The sequence below is a fragment of the Aliirhizobium wenxiniae genome, from assembly GCF_014201355.1.
GTDB lineage: Bacteria > Pseudomonadota > Alphaproteobacteria > Rhizobiales > Rhizobiaceae > Neorhizobium > Neorhizobium wenxiniae.
On the sequence record NZ_JACHEG010000018.1, the window covers coordinates 1 to 21,355 of the forward strand.

Annotated in this window: 11 protein-coding genes and 2 pseudogenes; 3 read left to right on the forward strand and 10 right to left on the reverse strand. The window is 54.4% G+C overall.

The window, feature by feature from the left end; all coding sequences use genetic code 11:
- Positions 1–1,523: 1,523 nt before the first annotated feature.
- Both HNQ72_RS30015 and HNQ72_RS31430 read right to left on the reverse strand, forming a co-directional pair.
- On the reverse strand, positions 1,524–3,695 hold the full coding sequence (locus HNQ72_RS30015; protein WP_183998287.1) for a putative bifunctional diguanylate cyclase/phosphodiesterase: 2,172 nt from the start codon (positions 3,693–3,695) through the stop codon (positions 1,524–1,526).
- A gap of 201 nt (positions 3,696–3,896) precedes the next feature.
- Positions 3,897–4,521: pseudogene (locus HNQ72_RS31430) on the reverse strand (IS5 family transposase); the annotation flags it as partial.
- A 355-nt stretch (positions 4,522–4,876) separates the two neighbouring features.
- Here HNQ72_RS31430 and HNQ72_RS30880 point away from each other — a divergent pair.
- Positions 4,877–5,002: pseudogene (locus HNQ72_RS30880) on the forward strand (exonuclease); the annotation flags it as partial.
- Between the two features lie 384 nt (positions 5,003–5,386).
- Here the strand turns inward: HNQ72_RS30880 and HNQ72_RS30025 are convergent.
- Genes HNQ72_RS30025 through HNQ72_RS30040 form a run of 4 tightly spaced genes read right to left on the reverse strand, consistent with a single transcriptional unit; the run spans position 5,387 to position 13,322 of the window.
- Entirely contained in the window at positions 5,387–5,806 is a 420-nt protein-coding gene (locus tag HNQ72_RS30025; RefSeq protein WP_183998290.1) for a DUF6896 domain-containing protein, read from the reverse strand.
- Positions 5,803–6,669, reverse strand: coding sequence for an RHS repeat-associated core domain-containing protein (locus tag HNQ72_RS30030; RefSeq protein ID WP_183998291.1), 867 nt, complete (start codon positions 6,667–6,669; stop codon positions 5,803–5,805). Before HNQ72_RS30030 ends, HNQ72_RS30025 begins: the two co-directional genes overlap by 4 nt.
- Positions 6,670–6,696: 27 nt before the next feature.
- A complete protein-coding gene (locus HNQ72_RS30035; protein WP_183998292.1) occupies positions 6,697–7,755 on the reverse strand; it encodes a transglutaminase family protein in 1,059 nt (352 codons plus the stop codon).
- On the reverse strand, positions 7,752–13,322 hold the full coding sequence (locus HNQ72_RS30040) for a toxin TcdB middle/N-terminal domain-containing protein (protein WP_210319766.1): 5,571 nt from the start codon (positions 13,320–13,322) through the stop codon (positions 7,752–7,754). The genes HNQ72_RS30035 and HNQ72_RS30040 overlap by 4 nt, the downstream gene beginning before the upstream one ends.
- Before the next feature lie 290 nt (positions 13,323–13,612).
- Here HNQ72_RS30040 and HNQ72_RS30045 point away from each other — a divergent pair, with 290 nt between their 5' ends.
- Positions 13,613–16,399: a M16 family metallopeptidase gene (locus tag HNQ72_RS30045; protein ID WP_244654662.1), complete on the forward strand. Its 2,787-nt coding sequence runs from the start codon at positions 13,613–13,615 to the stop codon at positions 16,397–16,399.
- 671 nt (positions 16,400–17,070) lie between these two features.
- Here HNQ72_RS30045 and HNQ72_RS30050 read toward each other — a convergent pair.
- Positions 17,071–17,526 (reverse strand): hypothetical protein, encoded by a 456-nt coding sequence (locus tag HNQ72_RS30050; protein WP_244654660.1) that lies wholly within the window; start codon positions 17,524–17,526, stop codon positions 17,071–17,073.
- 143 nt (positions 17,527–17,669) lie between these two features.
- Between HNQ72_RS30050 and HNQ72_RS30055 the strand changes: the two genes are divergently transcribed.
- Positions 17,670–18,515, forward strand: coding sequence for an RHS repeat-associated core domain-containing protein (locus HNQ72_RS30055; RefSeq protein ID WP_183998294.1), 846 nt, complete (start codon positions 17,670–17,672; stop codon positions 18,513–18,515).
- Positions 18,516–19,262: 747 nt separating this feature from the next.
- Here the strand turns inward: HNQ72_RS30055 and HNQ72_RS30060 are convergent.
- The 3 genes from HNQ72_RS30060 to HNQ72_RS30070 form a co-directional block, all read right to left on the reverse strand.
- The gene (locus HNQ72_RS30060; RefSeq protein WP_183998296.1) at positions 19,263–19,901 is read right to left on the reverse strand and encodes a hypothetical protein; all 639 of its coding nucleotides are present in this window, start codon (positions 19,899–19,901) and stop codon (positions 19,263–19,265) included.
- Positions 19,902–19,938: 37 nt separating this feature from the next.
- The gene (locus tag HNQ72_RS30065; RefSeq protein WP_183998298.1) at positions 19,939–20,793 is read right to left on the reverse strand and encodes an RHS repeat protein; all 855 of its coding nucleotides are present in this window, start codon (positions 20,791–20,793) and stop codon (positions 19,939–19,941) included.
- On the reverse strand, positions 20,790–21,355 hold a 566-nt coding region (locus HNQ72_RS30070), incomplete at its 5' end, for an RHS repeat-associated core domain-containing protein (protein WP_183998299.1). The genes HNQ72_RS30070 and HNQ72_RS30065, both read right to left, overlap by 4 nt.

Genomic DNA, 21,355 nt, shown 5'->3' on the forward strand with positions numbered 1-21,355 from the left:
AGACGCAAGAAGAACACCTGCCGCCCCGGCAGCGAGGAGCATCGTGCGGATCGCCTTGAAAGTTGGTTTCATTCGTATTTCCTCCATTAATAAATTTTAATATGGCAGCCTTGGCCGATAAGGCTTGCTCAAACCTATGAAGGACATGCGACCTCTACCTACAGAAACGGCAAGCGGGGAAGCCTGTTCAAGAAAGCGTTCAAACCTTAACTCGATCGTACCTATCAATGTGCGCGCCTTCGCACTTGATGCTGATACCCAGCCCCTACAAACCGAGGCGCCATCCTCTCCCCGACAGAATGACGCCCGTACGGTAACATCAGGATGCAAATGAGGTGACATATGGTTCGATCGTGTAACAGATTGCTACAGAATGATGACGCATCTTGCGGTTGGGCGTTCAGCACTCGGTTGGAATCGCGATCGACCACAAATAGCGTCTCGTAGCCGCCCCAGGGCGTCCACCTGTAGACCTGCCGGGCGCTTTTAGGATGGCGCTCCGTATGCTCCTGCTGGCTGGAACACGTCGAGCGCGTTCCGAGCCTGCAGTGTTTTGCGCAAGCTATGACCTTCCGAACCGCCGACCCTCTGCTGTCAAACCGTCGGCGAGCCTATTGGTGGTTCTTCTCATCCGAACGCCAATACACGTCTTTTCGTCATCCCGCGGACGAGCGATTGTGTGGAGAATGATTGAATGTGATCGTTGTTACCGTAGACAGAAGCGTGGGACGCATTGCCTGAAGAAGAGTTGTTTAGCTGAAACTGCTCTACCCCGAAGTGATTTAATCAGGCGTGGCGATCACCCGGTGGACCGTCAGCGACAGCCAGGAGCATGCGTGCTGGCGAAGCGGTGGGTAGCGAGTAATAAATTGTAGAGAACTGCGTCTGGTCAGAACTACGCCTCTTTCACGCATTTTTTTAGATGCTGGGAGATGGCTGAGTGGCTGCGCAGCCACGGAAATCTCACGATCGGCAAGTATTCGTACGATCGTCAAACGAACGGGGCTATCGAGAGTATAGAGGTATCCATCCCGCGTAGGCCGCACCGCTTCTGATTTTGGCTGGTCTGCCCTGAGGCGCTCGATCTTTTCCTGATCGCCTTGCTCGCCGTCACGGAACTGCTATCTTCAAAGCAGCTTCGTCTATGACATCAAGCTACATGCCGTTCGTCGAACTCGGCTGTCTCCTGGATGGAATCAACTGGCGCAATCCACGCTGGCTACCTGCGACGTCAGGCTGATCGATAGCCCACAAAAACAGAGGAATGGTTGCGCCGCCGACCCTGGCACGGCGGAGCCACTCTGGCTGACGGGTCAGATAAAGCTGCTCGCCTCCATACGCTTCAGGTAGAGCGACATACACGGCGTTCGCCGCAGGCATACGTACCGAGCGGTCGGGCCGCAGCAGAAACGTCAAAGGGGATGGCCAACATGTGTGGTTCCGAATCGTCTGTTAGAACATAATAATAGACGGGAGTGTGGAGAGCAACGCGCATGTTGACTACGTCGCTCCATTCCGGCCTGTCATGCAGTTGCGCCGGCTCGGACCTTTAGCAATGCCATCATGTCCCCGCGCGTCAATGGGCGGGAAAGTAGGAAGCCCTGTAAATGATCGCAACCAAGATCCCGTAGCAGCTCCTGCTGCTCCGCCGTCTCCACGCCCTCAGCTGTTACCTTCAGCCCCTTCCTCTGAGCCATGGTTATTATGGCGGCGATCGTGGCGTTGCTATCGCCTCGATCAAGGTCGTCGACAAAGGATTTATCGATCTTGAGCCTATCGACAGCAAATTTCTGAACCCGAGAGAAAGAGGAGTAACCGGTTCCAAAGTCGTCTATGGCGATTTTTACGCCGGCGCTCCGTAGCATTTTGATGTTCAGTTCAAGCTGAACGCTGTCGCCTGCGGCAACGCTTTCAGTAAGCTCTATTTCCAGCCTCTCTGGTTTCACTTGCCATTCGGAAAGCGCTGTCAGTATCCGCAGCGGGTATGCAGGAGATTGCATCTCCAGCGCCGAAGCATTGATCGAAACTGTGATATGTGGAAGTTCAAACAGAACGCTGCAGGAGTCATCCAGCACTGTGGTGCCTATCTCATGGATAAGACCGGTTTCTTCAGCGATTGGAATGAACTCTTGCGGGCTGATGTATCCAAAGGTTGGGTGGTTCCAACGCACCAGCGCTTCTAGGGCACATAGCTCCGCGCCGACGGCAGCGTAGACTGGCTGATAAAATACCTCAATTTGCTCCCGATTCTTGATTGCAGCGCGTAGATCGTGTTCGAGGGCGCTGCGCCTACGAAGGAGTTCGGCCATGTGGCTGCCAAAAATCGCATAAGTGTTTTTTCCCGCCGCCTTGGCATGATAAAGTGCGATGTCAGCCTGACGCGTGAGCTCAAGAGGATCACATCGGCCCTTGGCCACAGCCACACCTACGCTAGCTCCAATCACGATTTGGAACCCGTCATGCTCGAATGGGCTCCTGAGACATTTGACGATATCGTCAGCAATCTGATCTACCTGCTCAGCAGAGGTTTGATCCAGGAGCAACGTGAACTCGTCACCGCCGATACGAGCAATCAAGGAATGCGGAAGGAGCTCCGACATTCTTAAAGCAGCCATGGAAATTATCTTGTCGCCCGTGGGGTGGCCAAAGGTGTCGTTGACTTCCTTGAAGCGGTCCAGGTCAACAAAAAGCACACAATGCTGCTCATCTACATTCGCTTCTGCCAGCCGGGCGGCTAGCTGTTCATTAAAGAAGGATCGGTTGGCCAGACCTGTCAGGCTGTCGTGATTCGCCTGATGGCGAAGCGCTTCCTGACTCGACGCAAGCCTGCACGACCGACGCCATATTGCCCCGCCCGCCATGCTCGATGCACCAAAGAAGGCAGTGAGAGCTATCAGGAGCACTGGAAAGGTGGCTTTCAGAACGTCTTGTCCTGGCCGAAATGGAGTCCAGTGAAAGTAGCCTACAACTGCTCCGGAACGCGCCTTGAGAGGGACGAATGATAGCCCTTCCTCCTTTGGCTGTTGAACGTCAAACTCGAGAGAAGCGAGTTGGTATTCCTGGCCGATCGATGGAGGCAAATCCCTGTCAAGGAAGCGCACGGCGACGTGCAGCTTCTCGCTGCCTGGGACCTGTTCTACGTTACCGGTATCTGAGACGATCGGTTTCACACTGACGACTGCTGGACGGAAACCAACGTAGACCAAGTCGGCCTCACCGATTGAGAGATTTCGATCGTTGATGCCTTCTGTGTCCCCTGCAGCGAGTCGCTGCTGTAGCCGCTGCGCAAGCGGCAGATACGCCTGAGCGAGGTCGTCCGTTCGCGGCGGATGTCCATCTTCGGCAATAAATTGATACAGCGGCCTAAAATCTTGTCCGAGCACCACTGCCGCGTCGTGCCCGAAATATGTATGCATCCAAGCCCCGAGGTTGGCATCTAGCCAATCATGGTCTCGCTCCGCCGCTCGGCGGATAGCTTCATCCCAAACCGTCACGCTTTCTTGCTCGTGAGCTACTCCCGACCTGATCTTGGAAACAACGAGAGTAACGAGATCTCTCTGGCGTGCCACAGCTACTTCATCAGCTTTGCTGGTCGCCCAATCCAGCGTTGCGAAGAGGAGACCAAAGATCAAGATGGAAAGTATGGCGGGAATTGCCCAACGAAGGAACCAGTTAGAATTTAGATATTTGGGCATCTGAGCGACCTGCAAAGAGATTGGCCAAGTAATAGATGCCTGCGGTTAAGACGTTGAGAAGTTAGATAGTTACAGCGTAGTAAACAGATGCGGCTTACCGTAGCAGGTATGCTGCAGCGGAAGTCCTACAGTGTAGCCGTTCAGGCCGGACACACATGGTCCGCCCTGTTTCCCGAAACTTGCTGCTCAGATCCGGGTCCGATCTTCATCGCCCCTGATGCGATCGAAGAAGCGCTCTACCTGATTGCGTTGACGGTAAACCCATCGACTGAAGCTGAATGTATTTTTTGCGATTGGTCTTGGCGGGGATGTTCGCCCAGCACTTGCGTTGTTTGGCAAAGCTACGAATTTCATCGGTGTCACATGCCTTGTTTGCAAGGATCGTTGGTCCTGGCTGAACGTCGCTCAGCGCTTCCCAGCCATGGGAGCATCAGCAGCCTGACCTGCAGTTAATTCCAGCCGAACCGGCAAACCGTCTGCATCGACGAATGCGTGGATATTAGTGGTTATGCCGCCACGCGAACGTCCCATGCAAGGATCGGCAGATCCTCTTTTTAGCGTTGGCACCATGCAGCTGAACGCGGGCACCGGATGAATCGATCATCACGATATCACCGTCGTACTGCTTTGAACGGCGTCCAGAAGGCGATCCAGACAAAGGCTTTGCGCCAACGGGAAAACCGATTGTAGAGCGTCGTGCGCGGGCCATAACGCTCTGGCACGTCGCGCCAGGACGATCCGGTTCTGAAGCGCCATAGGATGCCATTCATCGGCGGTCGTTAACACGTTCAGTTCCACGGGTATTGGTCGGCAGAAGTAGGAACATTACATTTAATATGACAGAAAATTGTTAAATATTCTCCGCGCCTGTCATTGCTTCACCTTGGACAAAGGCGCTATTTCTGTATGCATCACTATCTTTGCCCGCCTATGACGGTGCGCGTGGGCCGTCAATGCAGGCTTGAGAGCGATCTAAAGCTCCTTTAAATCGATACCTTGAAATAGACTGTCGATATCGCTCGATCGGCCTCGGCCGAGAAAACTGGCAACTCGAGCGTGCACCACTCGCAGGCTCCAGCAAATCACGCTGGCATCAGCTTAAGCCACCTTCGCCTTGAGAGGAATCGAACGCTCGACCAGCTGGAAAATGGGCGCCTGCGAGCCTATCTCATTGAGGTTGATACGATGTCCAGCATCCGCCTTTGCAGGGTCATGACGCCCTCGACGATGCGCTTTCGGCTTCATATACGCTGCAACACCTTATGAAGGCCGGAAAGTTGAGGTCGCAGGCGTTCGATCTCGGATGACATGAACGCAGGTCACCATGACAAGGAAATCATAGCTTGGCGTCGCGATCTGCACGCCAATCCGGAATTGGGCTAAGAGCTTCCCATGTCGTTCGATTGCGGGCAAAACGCCACGGCATCAAAGTCGTCGAAGGGGTGCATAACGTTCATGACCGGGCACGGAAGCGTTATCGTCTTTCCAAGACCACTCCACAATAACGAGCATGCTCAGCTCTTGGAGGCACTTGCCGCCTTCATCCCACGCGTTCAGAACTGGATCGGTTTGTAACTTGTCTTCATTAGCTGGCCAGCTCGGCGGGTTCTTCAAGCAAGCGTAATTCGATGCTCATGATGCTCTTCCTGCCTCAAAATTAGGAAAGAAAGCGTCTACAAACCCAGGAGCTATTAGGTGTTCGAGCTTCGATTGGCGAGCGCGTAGAGATCGTTATCAGCGCCGACGGCTGCGATAGCCCCGCTCATAACGCATCTTTGCAAGTTGTATTCGACTGACTCGAGTGTCTGCAGGGAAGGGTATCGCTCTGTAAATTGCTTAGCAAACATCCATAATTTCCAGCTATCGAAACCGTAATTGCCATCCCAATCGAGGAAATCGAAGTCGACGTCGTGGTCTGTGAATTCAACTTGGCAGCCTTTGCCGTGAAGTTGGTATCGAATGTTTCCGGGAAGTACGCCAGCTTGAGGCACTACTCCATCGCGCCATGCTTTGATGACATCTTTTCGTCGGAACTGTCGGCTAAATAACGAGATGCAAAAAATTACTTCTGCGACGTATTCGTTGGTCAACTTCTCAAATTCGTCGATCATCTACGGCCTGGCCTTGATAGGCTATTTCCAGTGAAGTTATTAGCACCATTTATTACGTCCTGAATTGACTTCCACCCACCTGAACCCATTGGAAACTCGCTTGGACTAACCGTTCGAACGTCAACAGCCGTTCCAGTACGATTCGCTGCCGCTGTTCTGTGGTGTCCATCAACTACGATAGTTCGACCATTATACTCTATTACATCGATCGGTTTGCCGATATACCCATTGGCGCGCATGCTTTTGGATATTTCATCAACGTTTCTACTAGAAGCACGTCCACCGATAGGATGGGCAGGGGACAAGCTTCGCGGATCTACACCCGATCTAATGCCACCAATCGGACCAATCGTTCCCGGGTGATGTATTTTTGCTGGACCGAAATTCTCAGTTAAAGGATTCGGCCCAACGGTGATTGGCCCAAACAATTCTGGCGGCGAGTCAAGGTCCATCGCGTCCGGTGTACCATCCCCATCCTTGTCCCCAGGATGTGGATTTCCGGAAATCTGAGTCTCGGTCTTCTTATCTTTTTCCCGATCTCCAAATTGCCCAGCCGTATCCTCTGCAAAGTCTTTTGATACCTCGGTCTCGGCTTGCTTGCCTCCTTCTCCACCTCCTGTGCCTTCACTCCCATAATCGGAGGCGTCAGGACTTATAGAATGCCCATTCGGATCTGACTTATTGACTGGGTCGTTCTGGGCGTAGGCATATCGGTTTGTCCCGACGCCCTCGAGTGTCGGATCCCAGTCATCCGGTGAGATGAACCGCGCGTTGGCGGCCGATCCGAACGACACGGACACCATGCTGCCGACGAGCAGCACCACCAAGAGACGAGCCACCATGCCCCCACAAAGCGATTTCATAAAATAGCCCCTGCTTAAATGCGTTCGTTATTGAATCTGACCGTCCTGCGGTCGCCACCCCAAGGCTTCGGCTCTAGCAAATGCTTCGATATTCCGCCCGTACCACTGATTGGCCTTAACCTTCAGATCAGGAGGGACGTCCTCCATGCGTGTGTATTTCCCGGCGAGCTCGCGGTGCAGCAGGCCGCTATAGGCGCTCCCTTGTTTGACCACGCCATAGGCAAAATTGGGATAATGCTGCAGGAGCACATCCGAAACCGCCAGTGCGGCTTCGAACTGGCCGGTATCGACATAGCGTTCGACCAGAAACGATGCGATCACCACCGCGGATTCCATATGCGTTAGGGCACGCAAATAGACGCCATTTGCAACAGCCCGATCAGACATCGGCAGTTTCTGGCGATACCACTCATCGCGCGTAAAACCGCCGCCACTGGTCGGCTCCAGATTCCAAACCTTTCCTGTATCGTCCGTATATTTGACGAAGACGTGAAGCGGTGCCACGGATAATGTCATACGGAGGCCAAGGCGTTGGCCGAGTGCCACGAAGAGTAGCGGCATCGTGATGCAGTTGCCGCGCCGGGTCGTCAGGTAGCGTTGCAGCAGCCGGTTCGCGGGCTTTATCCCGAGTGGATCGCCGAGATCGTACTGGAATGGCCTATTGCCGTTCCAAGCACCGCTTTCGTAGAGATATCGTTTCAGGCTGGCGAGCTTTGCGGCACTCTCTGCCCCTTCACCAGCCATGCCTGTGATTTCAGCCGCCATGTCATCGACCATGTCGTTGATCGCCTCCGTATTCCCGGATGGATCAACCATGCCGTCAACAGCCAGTTTCACGTCGAGTAGGGTGTGGGAGGGGTCGAACAAAGCTTCGACCTGCTGTTGCAGAGGCCCGGTATCCTCCACCGTCTGGGACGCGGAAGGTAATACCCCGAGTTGAAACAGCAAAATCGCGAGGCATATGGAGACCGCCACGGATTTCAGTAGTTTAGACCGGTGGGCCAACTTAAAGGAACTAGGCCAACCCGCGGCCCTCTCTATGACGGTGGAGCCTGCGGCACCATCGATTGATGACTGTGCTGTCATTTCACGGCTGCCGTTTGCGCTTGCAGGTGGGCTTGCGGTGTTGTGGCAGTTGGTCTTGCATCGACCTTGATATTTGCCGCCTCATCCTCTGGAACGAACCTTCCAAACGCCGGATCGTAGTACCGTGCATTGAGATACATGAGACCTGTCTCGGCATCGAAGCGCTCACCGATATAGCCCTTCTTCGTCGCCATGGCCTTGTTGGTCGGCTCACCATAGGAGACGTAAGCGGTCTTCTCGGTCTCAGTTCCGGCCCCGTCGGTGACGATCCTGACCGACGACAGATGATCGCGATGCAGGAAGAACTTCGCGGTTGGTCCAGCTGAGGTTGCAGTGATCTTGATGTCGGGATGCGGGTAGAGCGTATAGCTCGGCGACCCTGGGATCGTATTATCGATCTCGACATCTGCACCGGCATAAAGCGTCGTGGCGAAGGTCCAGGCCTTCTTAACCCGTGATCCGTCCGGACCATAGGTAAAATTGACTGCCTGGCCATTCTCAGTGACGCTCGACAGCTGGTTCGCACCATTCCAGGTCAGTGAGCGCGAACCGTCCGAGAGCATATTGCCGTTGGCGTCGTAGGAAACCGACTTCGCCCCGATCTGGCTTGCCGCATGTGGACGCACAGCGCCGGCGGCGGGATAGACATAGTTGCCCATCCGGGAGCGATATGTGAGGTTACCGTTCAGTGAATAGCCGTAGGTCTCATCAAGGCTGTTGTCGCCAAGATTGTCCGCACTTGCCAACCGGTTGAAGCCGTCATTGGAGTAAGTGTAAGTCCAGCTTTCAGCCGGGGTCAGCCCGGTGATTGCGGTGATCTGGCCGATCGCATTCCGCGTGTACTGATTATCCATCAGCACTGTAGCGCCCTTTTGGGTCGTTACCCGTGTCAGCCAACGGCGTTGTGGCGAGTAATTGAATGTGGTCGTTACACCATTGGCATAGCTGATCTGACGTGTCTGGCCATCAGCCTCATAGCTCGTCGACAGAATGTAATCGGGAATTGAGTACAAGAGATCGGCTGCGTTGTAATACCAGTAAGGCGACGACATGCCGACAGGAACAGCGTTGTTCAGGTAGATTTGCCAGCCAGGTTTATCCTGGCGACCTTGAGCCTTTATCTCACTATAAGAAAGGCCGTCGATCTCGAATGCTTGCGCAAGGACGGTGCCCCAGCCGGCGAAGTGCCGGCCGAAACGCTGGGTCACGCCATTGCCCACAGATGTAGTCAGCACACCAACCTGATGCGTCTGGTACGCGAAGACCGGAGGCTGATCGATCTGATCATATATGTTGCTGGTAACAGTGGTTGGCGTTGGCTCTCCGGCTGCCTGTACTTGCTTCGTGAGAAGTCGACCCATCTGGTCGTAGTTGAGAATGGTCACTGCGCCTCTGGCATCCACCTGCCGGACCAGGCGATTGGCGTTGTCATAGGCATAGCTCCAGTCACCGAGATCCGGATCGCTCGCCGTCAATCGGTTGCCGACAAGATCGTAAGTGTATTTCCAGTGCGCGCCCTCACCGTCAAAAACAAGCAACAAACGCCCCAGAGCGTCGTACGTGCGGGCCTGCTCTATCAACCAGGATCCATTCGGCACTCGCACGATTGCAATCTCGTGGCCGGTCGTGCTTGTGATGTGATACGAAAGCTGTCCGAGTTCGTCTTGTTTCCAGGTTCCCAAATAAGCAACATCATACGATCCCCATAAAGCCGTATCTGTCGCCAGTTGATATCTGTAGGTTTTCTGTGTTCCGTCAGGATTGAGCGTTCTCGTCAACCGGTCCTGCCAATCATATGAATTGACAGCCCAATAAGCCGGCTCGTTCTCGAAGCGTGCAAAAGTGGTTTGCTTGATGTTGCCCCGCGCATCATAGAGTGTATCGCTCAAACGCGTAGGCGACTCGACGGCATCGCCGGGCGTTTGAACTCGCCAAGGGCGACCGAGGCCATCGTAAAAGATGCGGGTAAAGAGGTCCACAAGGCCGTTCGATGTCGATGCTTCATAGCTCACAACGGCTTGTGTGCCGGGATTGCCTTCGTTTTCGTAACGGGTATGGACGTATTTGCCGGTACCGGAATGAGCGTATTCAAACGGTCGGCAGAAGGGGTCGTAAGCGTAAGTCTCGACGATACCGTTCCAGTCAGTCTTGCTTGACGGCTTGCCGCAAACATTGTCATTGGAAGAGGTGGTAACGAAGCGGGTGTCGGCAGGCTGTCCTCCTGTCGCAAAGAATCGCGGTGCTCGTTCAGCAACGACACGAAGTTGATATTGCGGGTCATAGTCCCATTCGGTCCGGCTGCCATCCGCATCTGTTTGCGAGATGCGATTGCCAACACCGTCATATCCGTAGACAACAGGACGACTTGCCCATACCCCATCGACACCGCCATATTTGTGGACCGGGTCCCAGATTGTCAGGTTTCCCTTAACCGGCGGAGGTGCGCTGCAACATCCGAAGCCGTCGTAATAAAAGCCCTCGTAGCTGAGCACCGTATCGGTTGCCGCGTTGCGGACTTCCTTTGTCGTCGGAAGCGAGACGATATATGCTGACAGGTTTGGATTGAACAAGAAACTTGTTCTGGTCTCGTCGCCAGAGACATCGGTGCGACCGAGATCTCTGATCTGTGTGACATTGCCGTAATTGTCGAAAGCCCGTTCCTTGCGCAGCACCAGGGAGGCGCCGCCCTCGTTCAAGGTCGTCTCGGTGACGGTGTCGAAGGCGCGATAGGGCTTGGTCGTGGCGTTGACGCTGTAGGTGTCGACCACCGTCTTGGTCGCGGTACTCTCGCCATTGTGCGATACCGTCGTCTCGGGAAGACCATAGCTGGCAAGATCCTGGCGATAGGTGGTCGTCACCACCGGTCGTGACGCCTCGCCATTGGCGGCAGGCTTCGTCACGGTGATCGTCCTGTAACCAAGGAACTTGCGGGCCGCCGGATCGTAGAGACCGCCGGCATAGGCGTAGTCGGTCGTTGCAACCGTGCCGCGGCCGTCACTCACCCGCATCTGCGTCACTGCATGCAGGACCTGCGGCATGAACGTATTCATCCAGCGCGTCGATGGCGTGTAATCCACAGACACGACTCCACCGGTCTGCAGCGTCACACTCCGCATCAGGTTCGGATTGCCACTGCCAGCCTGCGAAATCCACATCGCTGTTCCGCTGCGAAGAAAATCCGGAAGGCCGTCCCCGTTGAAATCGCCCGACAAACGGCCACTCTTGAAGCCGAACGTAGGATCCTTGACAAGAGTTCCTCCATTTGCGTCAAACCGAATATACCAAGCACGTAAGGTGCCGTCACCGGTCACGATATCCATTCGGCCATCGTTGTCGAGGTCACGAAACGTCGGCGTGGCGCCGGTGCTGATAGAGCTCGTACTGAGAACAAATCCCTGACCGGTTGAAAGCCAAATGCGTGTGTTTTTCCCGGACGACGAATGCAGAATATCTGGCAGGCCATCGCCGTTAACGTCACCGAAGGCGCATGCGGAGCTGGCAGTGCTTCTGTAGGTCTGGCATTCAATGGGTCCGGTCACTTCTTTCCATACGCCATTTACATAATAACGAAGCCGAACCGGATTACCGGCCAGGAAGGCTCCCTGTCGACCGTTCCCGAAAAGATCCGCAACGTTCAGAATATCCTTCTTCAAGTCGAAAACAGTGTCGTACCCGTCGCCGTCGTGATCTAGTGCTGCGTATTTTGGGTCGGCGAGCTTGCTGCATGCCGCTCCATATTCTGTCCCGCAACCAACGACTCCTAACGCGAGATTAGATGTCGGCTTAGCTACCTTAATCTCAGTGTATTGAACCGGTTCGTGGCTAACAATCTTCGACCAGGTGTAAGTGAATGCGATATCCCTGAAAGGTCGAGTTGCTACGAACCGCCCGATCCGCAAGGCGTCAATTGCTCGATCTTCATTCTGTCTAATGATGATTGAGCCTGTGAAGGCGACGATACCTTCATTAGTGAAGTTGGATACACGAAGCGTGTTGACCCATCGGCAGTCGTTAGTACAATCCTGGTAAGCATACTGGCCGTAGAGTTCGTCCTTCCCATCAAAGTTCAGATCGCTAACCTGACTGTTCGAGACTTCAGCATCTTGCCGCGGATCACCAGCAGATAAGCCGTGGGTTTTCGACGCATATGTTAGCGTTGCATTGTCGTAAGTCATCTGCCGGATGGTGCGGACGTTCGTGCCGGTGACGACACCGGAGGTAATCGTCGAGCCTTTCCCGAACTGCTCGACTTTGGTCAGCCGTGACACGTTCGAGATCGGCGCCTGATCATAGGTCAGCTTGTAGGCACTGCGCAGCGAGCCACCGGCACTCACCCCGATGGTGATCAGGCGATAGCGCGTTGTGGACAGGCTCAGGCCGTTGGCCATGATCTGCCAGTCGGGGCGGATCTCGTAATGGAAGTTGATGCTCGCACCACCGCCATAGGTCACCGTGCTCGGATAGCACACAGGGCTCTGCGGGCAGGTATAGGCATAAGAGACGGTATTGTTGTTGGTATCAATCACCTGCGCCAGCAGGTAGCGGCCGTCATGCTGAAGCTTGTAGTCGGTGCTTTCGGCAGCAGGTGTCGATCCGGTCAGTTCCATCACCGACTTGAACACCGAACGCGTGCCATCGCGATCGGTTACCGTCCAGGTGTTGGTGGCACTGTCGAACACGACGCGCTTGAAGTTCTCGACTTCCGTCACATGCGTGCCGCCGGCAAGGCATGATCCCGCCACCATACCGGTGGTGCAGGCGACCAGTTCCTCTCCATTGAGCAGATAGATGTCCCCAGTGTCATAAGCTGGAACACCGTAGCCGGGTGTGGCACGCTCGATGACGTCGAGGCCGTCCATGCCCCAGGCATAACCGGCCCATCCCTGATAGAGGCCACCCAGCCTTGTCTTGCGGCCAGAATTGTAGCTGAGCGTCAGCTTCGGCTCCAACCCGCGGAAGGCCGGAACATCGATGCCGATCTTCTGAGTGAAGAACCCGTTTCCGGTAATATCAGGTATGGTCGGTTTGTCTGGCGCGTTATCCCTGGATGTGGCGTCAGAGGTAGCGGCGGCCGCTGCTAACGCGGCCTTTGCCTCCGGCTTTGCGACCGCTTCATCCTTGCCTACAAGATCGGTCTCGTCGTTTGTCTCTGCGTCACCGCCCCTCTCATTCGACTTTCCAAGCGCCGTACCCGATCCAAGTGCTTTCGCGTCTCTGGGCTTGCTGGTCTTCACGTCCGCCCGACCCGCGACAGTCGTCAGATCGACATCTCGGTTATCCGTTGACGATGAGCTGCTGGAAGATGGGTTGTCATCCGACACGGCAGCAACACCGCCAGATGCTGAAGGACTCCCACCCAGCGGAGGTGAGCCCGCACGGGTTGCACCAAGTCCCTGCTCAGCCGCACGCACTGCGCTCGAAAAAGGCAGGCTGGATCCAGAAAAAACGCAAAGCGACACCGTGGCAGCAAAAGCCGCAACACGAACAGACAAGAAACGCATGAGCCCCTCGAAGCGAATCAGAAAGTCAATAAAAACAGTCGAAGATAGAGCGACCGGCGCTTGCAACCGCAAGTAAAAACGTCAGCCTGGGGCGGCGGAAGTCAGGTTCGCGACACTGAGTCACATTTATGTGACTCGCCATAACCACGTCTTTAGAAATCAGACCACGCAGTCACCAGTCACCAGTCATCGGTTTTCTTTCGCATCATGTTCCGATTCACGCACCCCATCTGCTTGAAGCCAAACGTGAGCTTTGGCATAGTCCCGCATCTCAAATCGGATTCCAAACCTTGATATTTTTCAGTCCTGTAGCGAACTCGATAAATCGCGCAATTGTTGCCATTGCGATTCTGGCGGTGAGCCTTGGTTCCGTTGCGGAGGTGTTGGCGGCGGATACCGCCAAACTCTGGCCACATACCCAGAGCGATCTAGCGCCGGATCCTGCTGTCCATTTCGGGACGCTTGCGAATGGAATGAGATTTGCGATCATGCGCAACGTGACGCCGCCAAAACAGGCGTCTATCCGATTCCGCATCGGCTCCGGCTCCCTTGACGAGAATGATAGTCAGCAAGGGCTGGCGCATTTTCTCGAACACATGGCCTTCAAGGGCTCGACCCGTGTCGGAGAGGACGAAATGGTTCGTATCCTCCAGCGAAAAGGGCTGGCTTTCGGACCCGATACGAACGCCCACACCTCCTATGGTGAGACCGTCTATTCTCTTGACCTCCCGCAAGTCGATGCAGATACGATTTCTATCGGCCTTAACTTGATGCGGGAGACGGCGAGCGAATTGACACTCGATGCGGCGGCCTTTGATCGCGAGCGTGGCGTTATTCTCTCAGAAGAACGCCTGCGAGATACACCGCAATACCGCGCCGGCATGGCTGCGATGAACATCCTTCTAGAGGGCCAGCGCGTGCCAATGCGCTCCCCGATAGGCAAGACGGCCGTCATCAGCAATGCGCCTGTCGAACTGCTGCGCCAATATTATAAGGATTATTATCGGCCGGATCGCGCAACGTTGGTCATCGTTGGAGATGTCGACCCAACCACGTTGGAAGCCGAAATCCGCGAGCGCTTCGGTGACTGGACGGCTGAGACGGCCAATCCGCCGGCGGCCGAGACAGGCAGTCTAAAAACCAAAGGCGAAACTTTCGATATCGTTGCCGTTCCAGGGAACACGACAAGCGTACAGATTGCCTGGACGAGACCGTTCGACGATAGTCCCGATACCACGGCAAAACGGCGCGATCAATTCATCGAGGATCTGGGCCTGCAGGTTTTTCAGCGCCGTTTATCCACCCTTGCCAGCAAAGCGGATGCACCCTTCATCAACGCCAATGCAGGTGCTCAGGATATTCTCAAATCCGCCCACATTGCCGTGGTCACGGCGAACGTAGAGCCGCTCAAATGGGCGGCTGCACTGGCGGCAATTGAACAGGAACAGCGCCGTATAAAGGAGTTGGGTGCACTGGACTCGGAGATAAAGCGGGAGCTTGTTGAGTACCGTTCTGTTCTGCAGGCAGAAGCGGCGGCCGCCTCCACGCGGACGACGACGAACCTCGCCTCTATGTTGGTAGACAGCGTGGACAACGATGCCGTATTAACATCGCCGGGCGATGATCTGTCGCTGTTCGAGACGCTTGCCGCTGAAGTGACGACAGCCGAGGTCAATCAGGTACTTCGTAGGACGTTCTCTGGAAATGGTCCGCAGGTCTTGCTTCAATCCACGCAAGCGCCGGATGGCGCAGCCGACGCAGTTCGCCTAGCTTATCACGCGTCCAACGCCGTCAGCGTTTCAGCGCCCTCCAACGCCGATGATGTAGTCTGGCCCTATACCTCGTTCGGTAAGCCGGGAGCGGTTGTCGAGCGCCGAGCCGTCGATGATCTAGGGCTCACAATGGTGCGCTTTGCCAACGGTGTAAGACTGACTATCAAGCCAACAAAACTACGCGCAAATGAAGTTCTTGTCCGAGCAAACATCGGTGGCGGCCGGATGGCCATGCCGGATGACCGCTCGACTCCAATCTGGGCATCTCCCGCGATAGTCCTTTCCGGCACAAAGGCCATCGACTTTCAGGACATCCAGAAAGTCCTGGCCTCCAAGTCTGTCGGTATCGACTTCTCGGTTGGCGATGGTTCCTTTCTGTTTGATGGCCGAACCCGCACCGAAGATCTCGAGATCCAGATGCAGCTTATGGCTGCCTACACATCTGATCCAGCTTATCGGCCTGAAGCATTCAAGCGAGTGCAGCAGGCCTATCTGAGTGGCTTTGATCAATATACGGCGACCCCCAGTGGCGTCCTGCGTCGTGACTTTGCGGGTCTGGTACATTCCAGAGACCCTCGCTGGACATTTCCCGATCGCGCAGAGCTTTCGGCAGCAACTGTCGACCAGTTCGATGCTGTGTTTCGCCCGCTGCTTTCCAAAGGCCCAATCGACATTCTGATCGTTGGAGACGTCGCAGTCGATGATGCCATTCGATTGACGATGAATACGTTCGGCGCCTTACCGCAGCGTCCCGTCGCTCAGACATTACCGCATCAAGGAAGTGTCCGTTTTCCTGCCGCGACTGAGCGAGCCGTGGTTGAAACACATACCGGTCGAGATGATACGGCGGCAATCGCTGTCGGTTTGTCGATCGGCGACCTGCTTTCCGATATTCCGCGTTCGTTCGTTGCTGATATCTCAACCCAGATATTTGAGAACCGGCTGATAGATAAGTTCCGCATCGCGGAAGGGGCGACATATTCCTTACAGGGAAATGTCGATCTTTCGACTTATCTCGCAGGCTACGGATTTGCCTATTTCTATCTCGAGACAACGCCTGAAAAGGTCGACAGCTTCTACACGCTCTTTGAAAATGTTGCTGCGGATCTCGGATCAACTCCTGTGACCGAGGACGAGCTAGCACGAGCGACAGAGCCCGCAATTGAGACGCTGAGGCACCAGCAGCAAAGCAACGAATACTGGATCGAGTATCTTCAGAATGCAAGCGACCCGAGACAGCTTGACCTGATCCGCGATAGTCTCGACGGATACAGAAAGGTCACTGCCGATCAGGTCAGGGACTTTGCTTGGCACTACTTCCAGACAGCCCGCCTGTGGCGATTCGAGGTTTTGCCAGCGACCGCAGAGTGACGAGTGATGGCAATCGTGTCTCACGTGCACTGAAGCCAAGCTTGCTCGTCGAGGCTGATGTGGCCCGGCGACGGGCAGACCAGATAGCGTAACCAACTGGGAAGCAATGCTTGTTGCATCGCACAAATTCATGGAACGCAGTCCGGGCGTGCGGTTGTAGCCTTTGGTCCCAGCCATCGCCCGATGAAGCCGAGATAGTCGTGATTGTGGCGCCGTGGCAGCCAAAGCGTACGCGGTGTGCCGACCACCCCCCGAGATAGGCTGGTGCCCGACAAATTATAATGCGTGATGACCCGCGGTCGATTGTGGACATAGTAGGCACAACATCAACTCAAGCCGAAGACCTCGCCGAAAGGCGCTCCGCCTTGCTCTTCGCGATATGCCAACCATGGCATGTTGATTCGACAATCAGATCCCAACCTTTGAAGACTGCGAACAAATCTCTCGCCAAAAGCTCAGGCTTCAAAACCAACTTGGTGTTGGATACGAAGCAATCTAGCCGCGGATGAGGAAAAAGCGTCTGGCTCGAACTACGGGGAACACAGCAAAAATGCCAGCGCTCTGAAAACCCATTTTATGCCCGTTCGTTCCTTCTTTTTTCTGTTGTTCCGTTAGATATCGTTAGGGACAGTCAGGCTGGCTTACGAGATATGATTTATGGCAACGATTATCTAATGAAGCAGAGAGGCGAGGTAGGGAAGCTTCATGGTTGGCGTACCACGCTCAAAAATCCAATTCTCGGCCAAGCATTCGAATGTCTCATCGCGCAGATAAAACAAAAAATGCCTTCTGCCTTGATCAGGTGTCGACACCGGGACCCAGTCATTCACCGCATGCAAAAGAGGGTCAGGCCCTGTCAGCTCGTAAAACTCACCCCATTTAGGCGCAGATTTTCCGTATCGGCAATCACCATCGTACCAACCTTCGTCATTGGGATAACCCAAACGCCATGCTTTACACCCGCTGAAAGTTAGGAACCCCAATTCGCCATCGATTGCGGAATACGAATAAGAATTGAGAATGAATTGCAGCTGAACCACTCCCCCTTCCGTTCGGACCTCTGGTAGCGGCGCATTAGGTTGGGCATTCCAGTCTTTATTGAGATGAAGAAACTTCAAATCAGACACTTAGTGTTCCTTTGATACAAAAAACGTGCAGTTGCGGCAAATTATCAGGTGCGAAAATTTTATAAACAACCGAGTTGACTGCCACCCTATAAAAAACCATTGGTTGAAAATATCGGGGTAAATTTTGATTCTGGGGCTTTTTTATGAGGCGTTTAGTTATTGCTTTTACTCATTTTTTCTTAGCTTTTTCCATCGTCCTTTCTGGGGTCGCGGCATCTTCGACAATCGCGAACGCCAGGTTCATATCGCCGGACGATTGGGACCCTACTAAACAGGGTGTAGGAACAAATCGTTACTCTTATTCAGCCAATGATCCGATTAACAAAAGCGATCCCAATGGTCATCAGATGGGACACAATGGAGGTCCGCCTCTCGACCCTTCAGATATGGATCAGGATGGTGTCCCAGACTTTATGGATCCACACCCCGGCATAAATGATAGGGCCGTACAGATTCATGAACTAAGTCCAAACCTTGGCGATCCGGGCCTTAAAGGACTAGCTGCGACAATGGCCGGTGCTGCCATTATAGGGCAAGCCCAAGCCCAAGCACTCGGCGGAATGAGCTTTGCTCAGCGTGACTATAGAGAGACCTTTAGCAAGATTGGGAGGCAGGAACTCTCTAAGATGGCTGGCACACCTATTAACACTATTACGGACCTGTCAAACTCCATCAAATCGGGACAAGTTTCCCCTGCTAGCGTAGAAGTCCAGGTAGGCACCATCAACGGCCAGAGCTATATCGCGAATACGAGAAGCGCAGTTTCACTTCAAAGAGCAGGCGTACCTGCTAATCAATGGAACATCAAGAATATTGATGAAGACAAAGATGCGATGGCTCGCCTGCGAGACCAACTTGAAAGAAATGGAATAGAGCCGGGGAGCTCCTTTCGTAGTCCGACAAGTCAATCTGGAGAAGATCAGCGTGACAATACGCGATCGGAAACTGGCGGATTCGATCCATCGGGGAAAAGTCCGGGCCTTTGGTGACGGGGCATTTTGGCGATCTATTAAACATTGATGGATATTTTCTATCGCGCGTGAGCAACCCTTTTTCCGGGCGGCCTTTTGCGCATCATTGACTTCCTGATGGAAGTCGGGAGAGAGATGGCCGTAAACGGCTTTAATAACCTCTTCTGTCGTGGACAAGTAGCTTGCGATAATGTCGAGCGCTATATGTTTTTCCATCAGCCAGCTGGCGCATGTATGTCTGAAGGTGTGGCGATTGACCTCCTTAGCCCGCCTCTCGAAAACACTTTATATTTCAGCGTATAGAACGCAGGCGCGTCCAACCGGGTTTACCATTGTGCTCAATCACATTCACTGAACCCTCCTTCTTCCAGCGACGAAGGTGATGCAATAGGCGATCAGGTATAACGGGATCGCATCTCTTGTTCAGCGGCGTCTTGTTCACAACCTCTGCCCTATAAAAATCCCACTCTCAACATCCATCGACGGACGGCCATAACCATTTTCGAAGGAAGCCTGTTCGATCTTCTCGACACGGATGCCTGTGTGAACGGCGATCAATATAAACCGACCCAGATGCTCCGGGGTCTTATGACCTATGGAGCTTATCGCATCGTTTCTGGCCCGGTACGCCCAGCGCACCAGTTTCGCTACTTCGGCATGGCTGTAATACGTCAACCTGGAGGAAATGCTGGGAAGCGCTCTCGATGAGGCGAGCGTATCCTCGGCGGCTGGATAAAAGATCAGCAGCCAAAGCCCGCTCACAATTCAAGGTTCGCTAGACGAAGGTTCTCTATGAGTTCTTAGGCGCCGCACGTAGGATTTGAGGTAGTCAAACGTGTAACTATCTTCGCCGGGGGTCTCTCGGCGGATCAAATCCAAGGCATCGCCAGATCGTATTCTGCTTGCTATCTGCAAACCTCTGGCTCCGCGTGCCATATCGTATTCTCTCCACTTGCGTGACTTGATTGCACCTTGGCCGCCTTGGACTAAACTAGAAAAATTAATAAACGCCTCGTCAGTCGTGGATACAGACCAAGCTAATACTGAAGCTCTGACATTTAAGTCCAGGTCGATGAGGCAGGTCGCCAATCCAACCAACGTCCTTTGCTCGTTCACATTCGATCGCCCAACGTAAATCACGAAGGCACGTCGCCCCTGTGCTAGCGGATCGTCAGCTAGCAGCAGCGCAGCCTCATTTAATTCTGGTACAAATCGAGCCAACTCACCAAGGTAGTAGATACCTCGCATTCGTTGGTCGGTGATCTCTGAGGCCAACAGATTGACAAGTGGTGCCAAATCTTTACCTTCCCGCCACCTCGTAAATAAAGCTTGTTCAAAATCGTAGGCTTCGCTAGCGGTAAGCCCGCCCTTGGAAAGCTCAGCGACGATTTCGGAAGTCTGCATTTTACACATGCCCTCGTGCATTATCTTAGCCTAAAACCTACTTTTTCCCTGGCCCACTCTGCTTGTCGCCGCTTCCATCTCCTCCTTTTCCTTCTCCGTCACCTTTATTACTTTCTTTCTCGTTTTTAGATTCTGACTTTCTCCCACTCTCATCTCGTTCCTTACCGCGCTTTTCGCGCTCTTTCTCGAGCATATCGGCATATTTCTCTTCCCGCTCTATGCGCTCTTGGTGTCCCTTGACCGTTCCGCGATCTCTACTTCCGAAGCGCTGCTCGTTTTCTCGAACGCCCAAGCTGTCGTATGCTCTATCTATAAGGTCATCGAGTTGCTCGTCAGTGATGTCCTTTGGCACGGAAGTAGGCAGATCATTACTTTTTAGTTTTCCGCTCCGCGCATCGTATTCTTCGCCTAAGACACCGATCTCATACTCGTCGCCCCATCCGCTCATAATAGAAATTCCCAGAGCGCCAAGAGCGGTTCCGACGGCTGTGCCAAGCAGAGCTTCGCTCAGGTAAGCTGCTACCGCAGCGCATCCCCCGCTTGAGCACCACGCGCCGACGGCCGCTACTGCCGGTGCAATATGGCCCGACGGATCACTCCGATTGACCGGATCATTGGCTGCATAGGCATAACGGTTAGTTCCGACGCCTTCTTTCGTGGGATCCCAGTCGTCGGGCGAGATGAAGCGGGCGTTTGCGGCTGGCCCGAAAGAGACGGACACCATGCTGCAGACTAACAGCACACTCATAACGCGAGCCCACAGGCCCTTCGAGAACAATTTCATGACAGGTCCCCGCTTGATCGAATTCGTCATTGATGCCTGCCACTTTTTGAAGCGTGTGATAGCTCTGCTGAAGGCGGTGGTGCCGCCGCTTTTGAATGGCGCCGTCATCGGACGGCGTCCGGTTTCGCTTGCGGTTCAGCCCGCGATGCAGAGCTTGCCCCGTTTGCTTCTGGCTCGGGACCTCCTGCCTGGTCGTCCTGGGGAATGAATCTCCCGAATGCCGGATCGTAGTATCGTGCGTTGAGATACATGAGGCCTGTTTCGGCATCGAAGCGCTCACCGATATAGCCCTTCTTGGTGACCATGGCCTGGTTGGTCGGCTCGCCATAGGAGACGTAAGCCGTCTTCTCGGTCTCTGCTCCTGCCTCGTCGGTGACGGTCCTGACCGACGACAGATGATCGCGATGCAGGAAGAACTTGGCCGTCTGGGCTGATGCGGTTGCGGTGATCTTGATGTCGGGATGCGGGTAGAGCGTGTAGCTCTCCGATCCGGCGGTGGTCGCATCGATCTCGACATCGGCGCCGGCATAAAGCGTGGTGCCGAAGGCCCAGGCCTTCTTCACCCGCGATCCGTCAGGACCGTAGGAGAAGCTGACGTCAGAACCGGACTGGGTGACGCTGCCAAGCTGGTTGGCCGGCGTCCAGGTGAGCGTGCGCGAGCCGTCGGCCA

Bases quoted from the DNA above. Each gene is read 5' to 3' on its own strand.
- HNQ72_RS30055 (WP_183998294.1), top strand. From the start codon at position 17,670: ATGAGGCGTTTAGTTATTGCTTTTACTCATTTTTTCTTAGCTTTTTCC.
- HNQ72_RS30035 (WP_183998292.1), bottom strand. From the start codon at position 7,755: ATGACAGCACAGTCATCAATCGATGGTGCCGCAGGCTCCACCGTCATA.
- HNQ72_RS30065 (WP_183998298.1), bottom strand. From the start codon at position 20,793: ATGACGGCGCCATTCAAAAGCGGCGGCACCACCGCCTTCAGCAGAGCT.
- HNQ72_RS30030 (WP_183998291.1), bottom strand. From the start codon at position 6,669: ATGAAATCGCTTTGTGGGGGCATGGTGGCTCGTCTCTTGGTGGTGCTG.
- HNQ72_RS30060 (WP_183998296.1), bottom strand. From the start codon at position 19,901: ATGCAGACTTCCGAAATCGTCGCTGAGCTTTCCAAGGGCGGGCTTACC.
- HNQ72_RS30025 (WP_183998290.1), bottom strand. From the start codon at position 5,806: ATGATCGACGAATTTGAGAAGTTGACCAACGAATACGTCGCAGAAGTA.
- HNQ72_RS30015 (WP_183998287.1), bottom strand. From the start codon at position 3,695: ATGCCCAAATATCTAAATTCTAACTGGTTCCTTCGTTGGGCAATTCCC.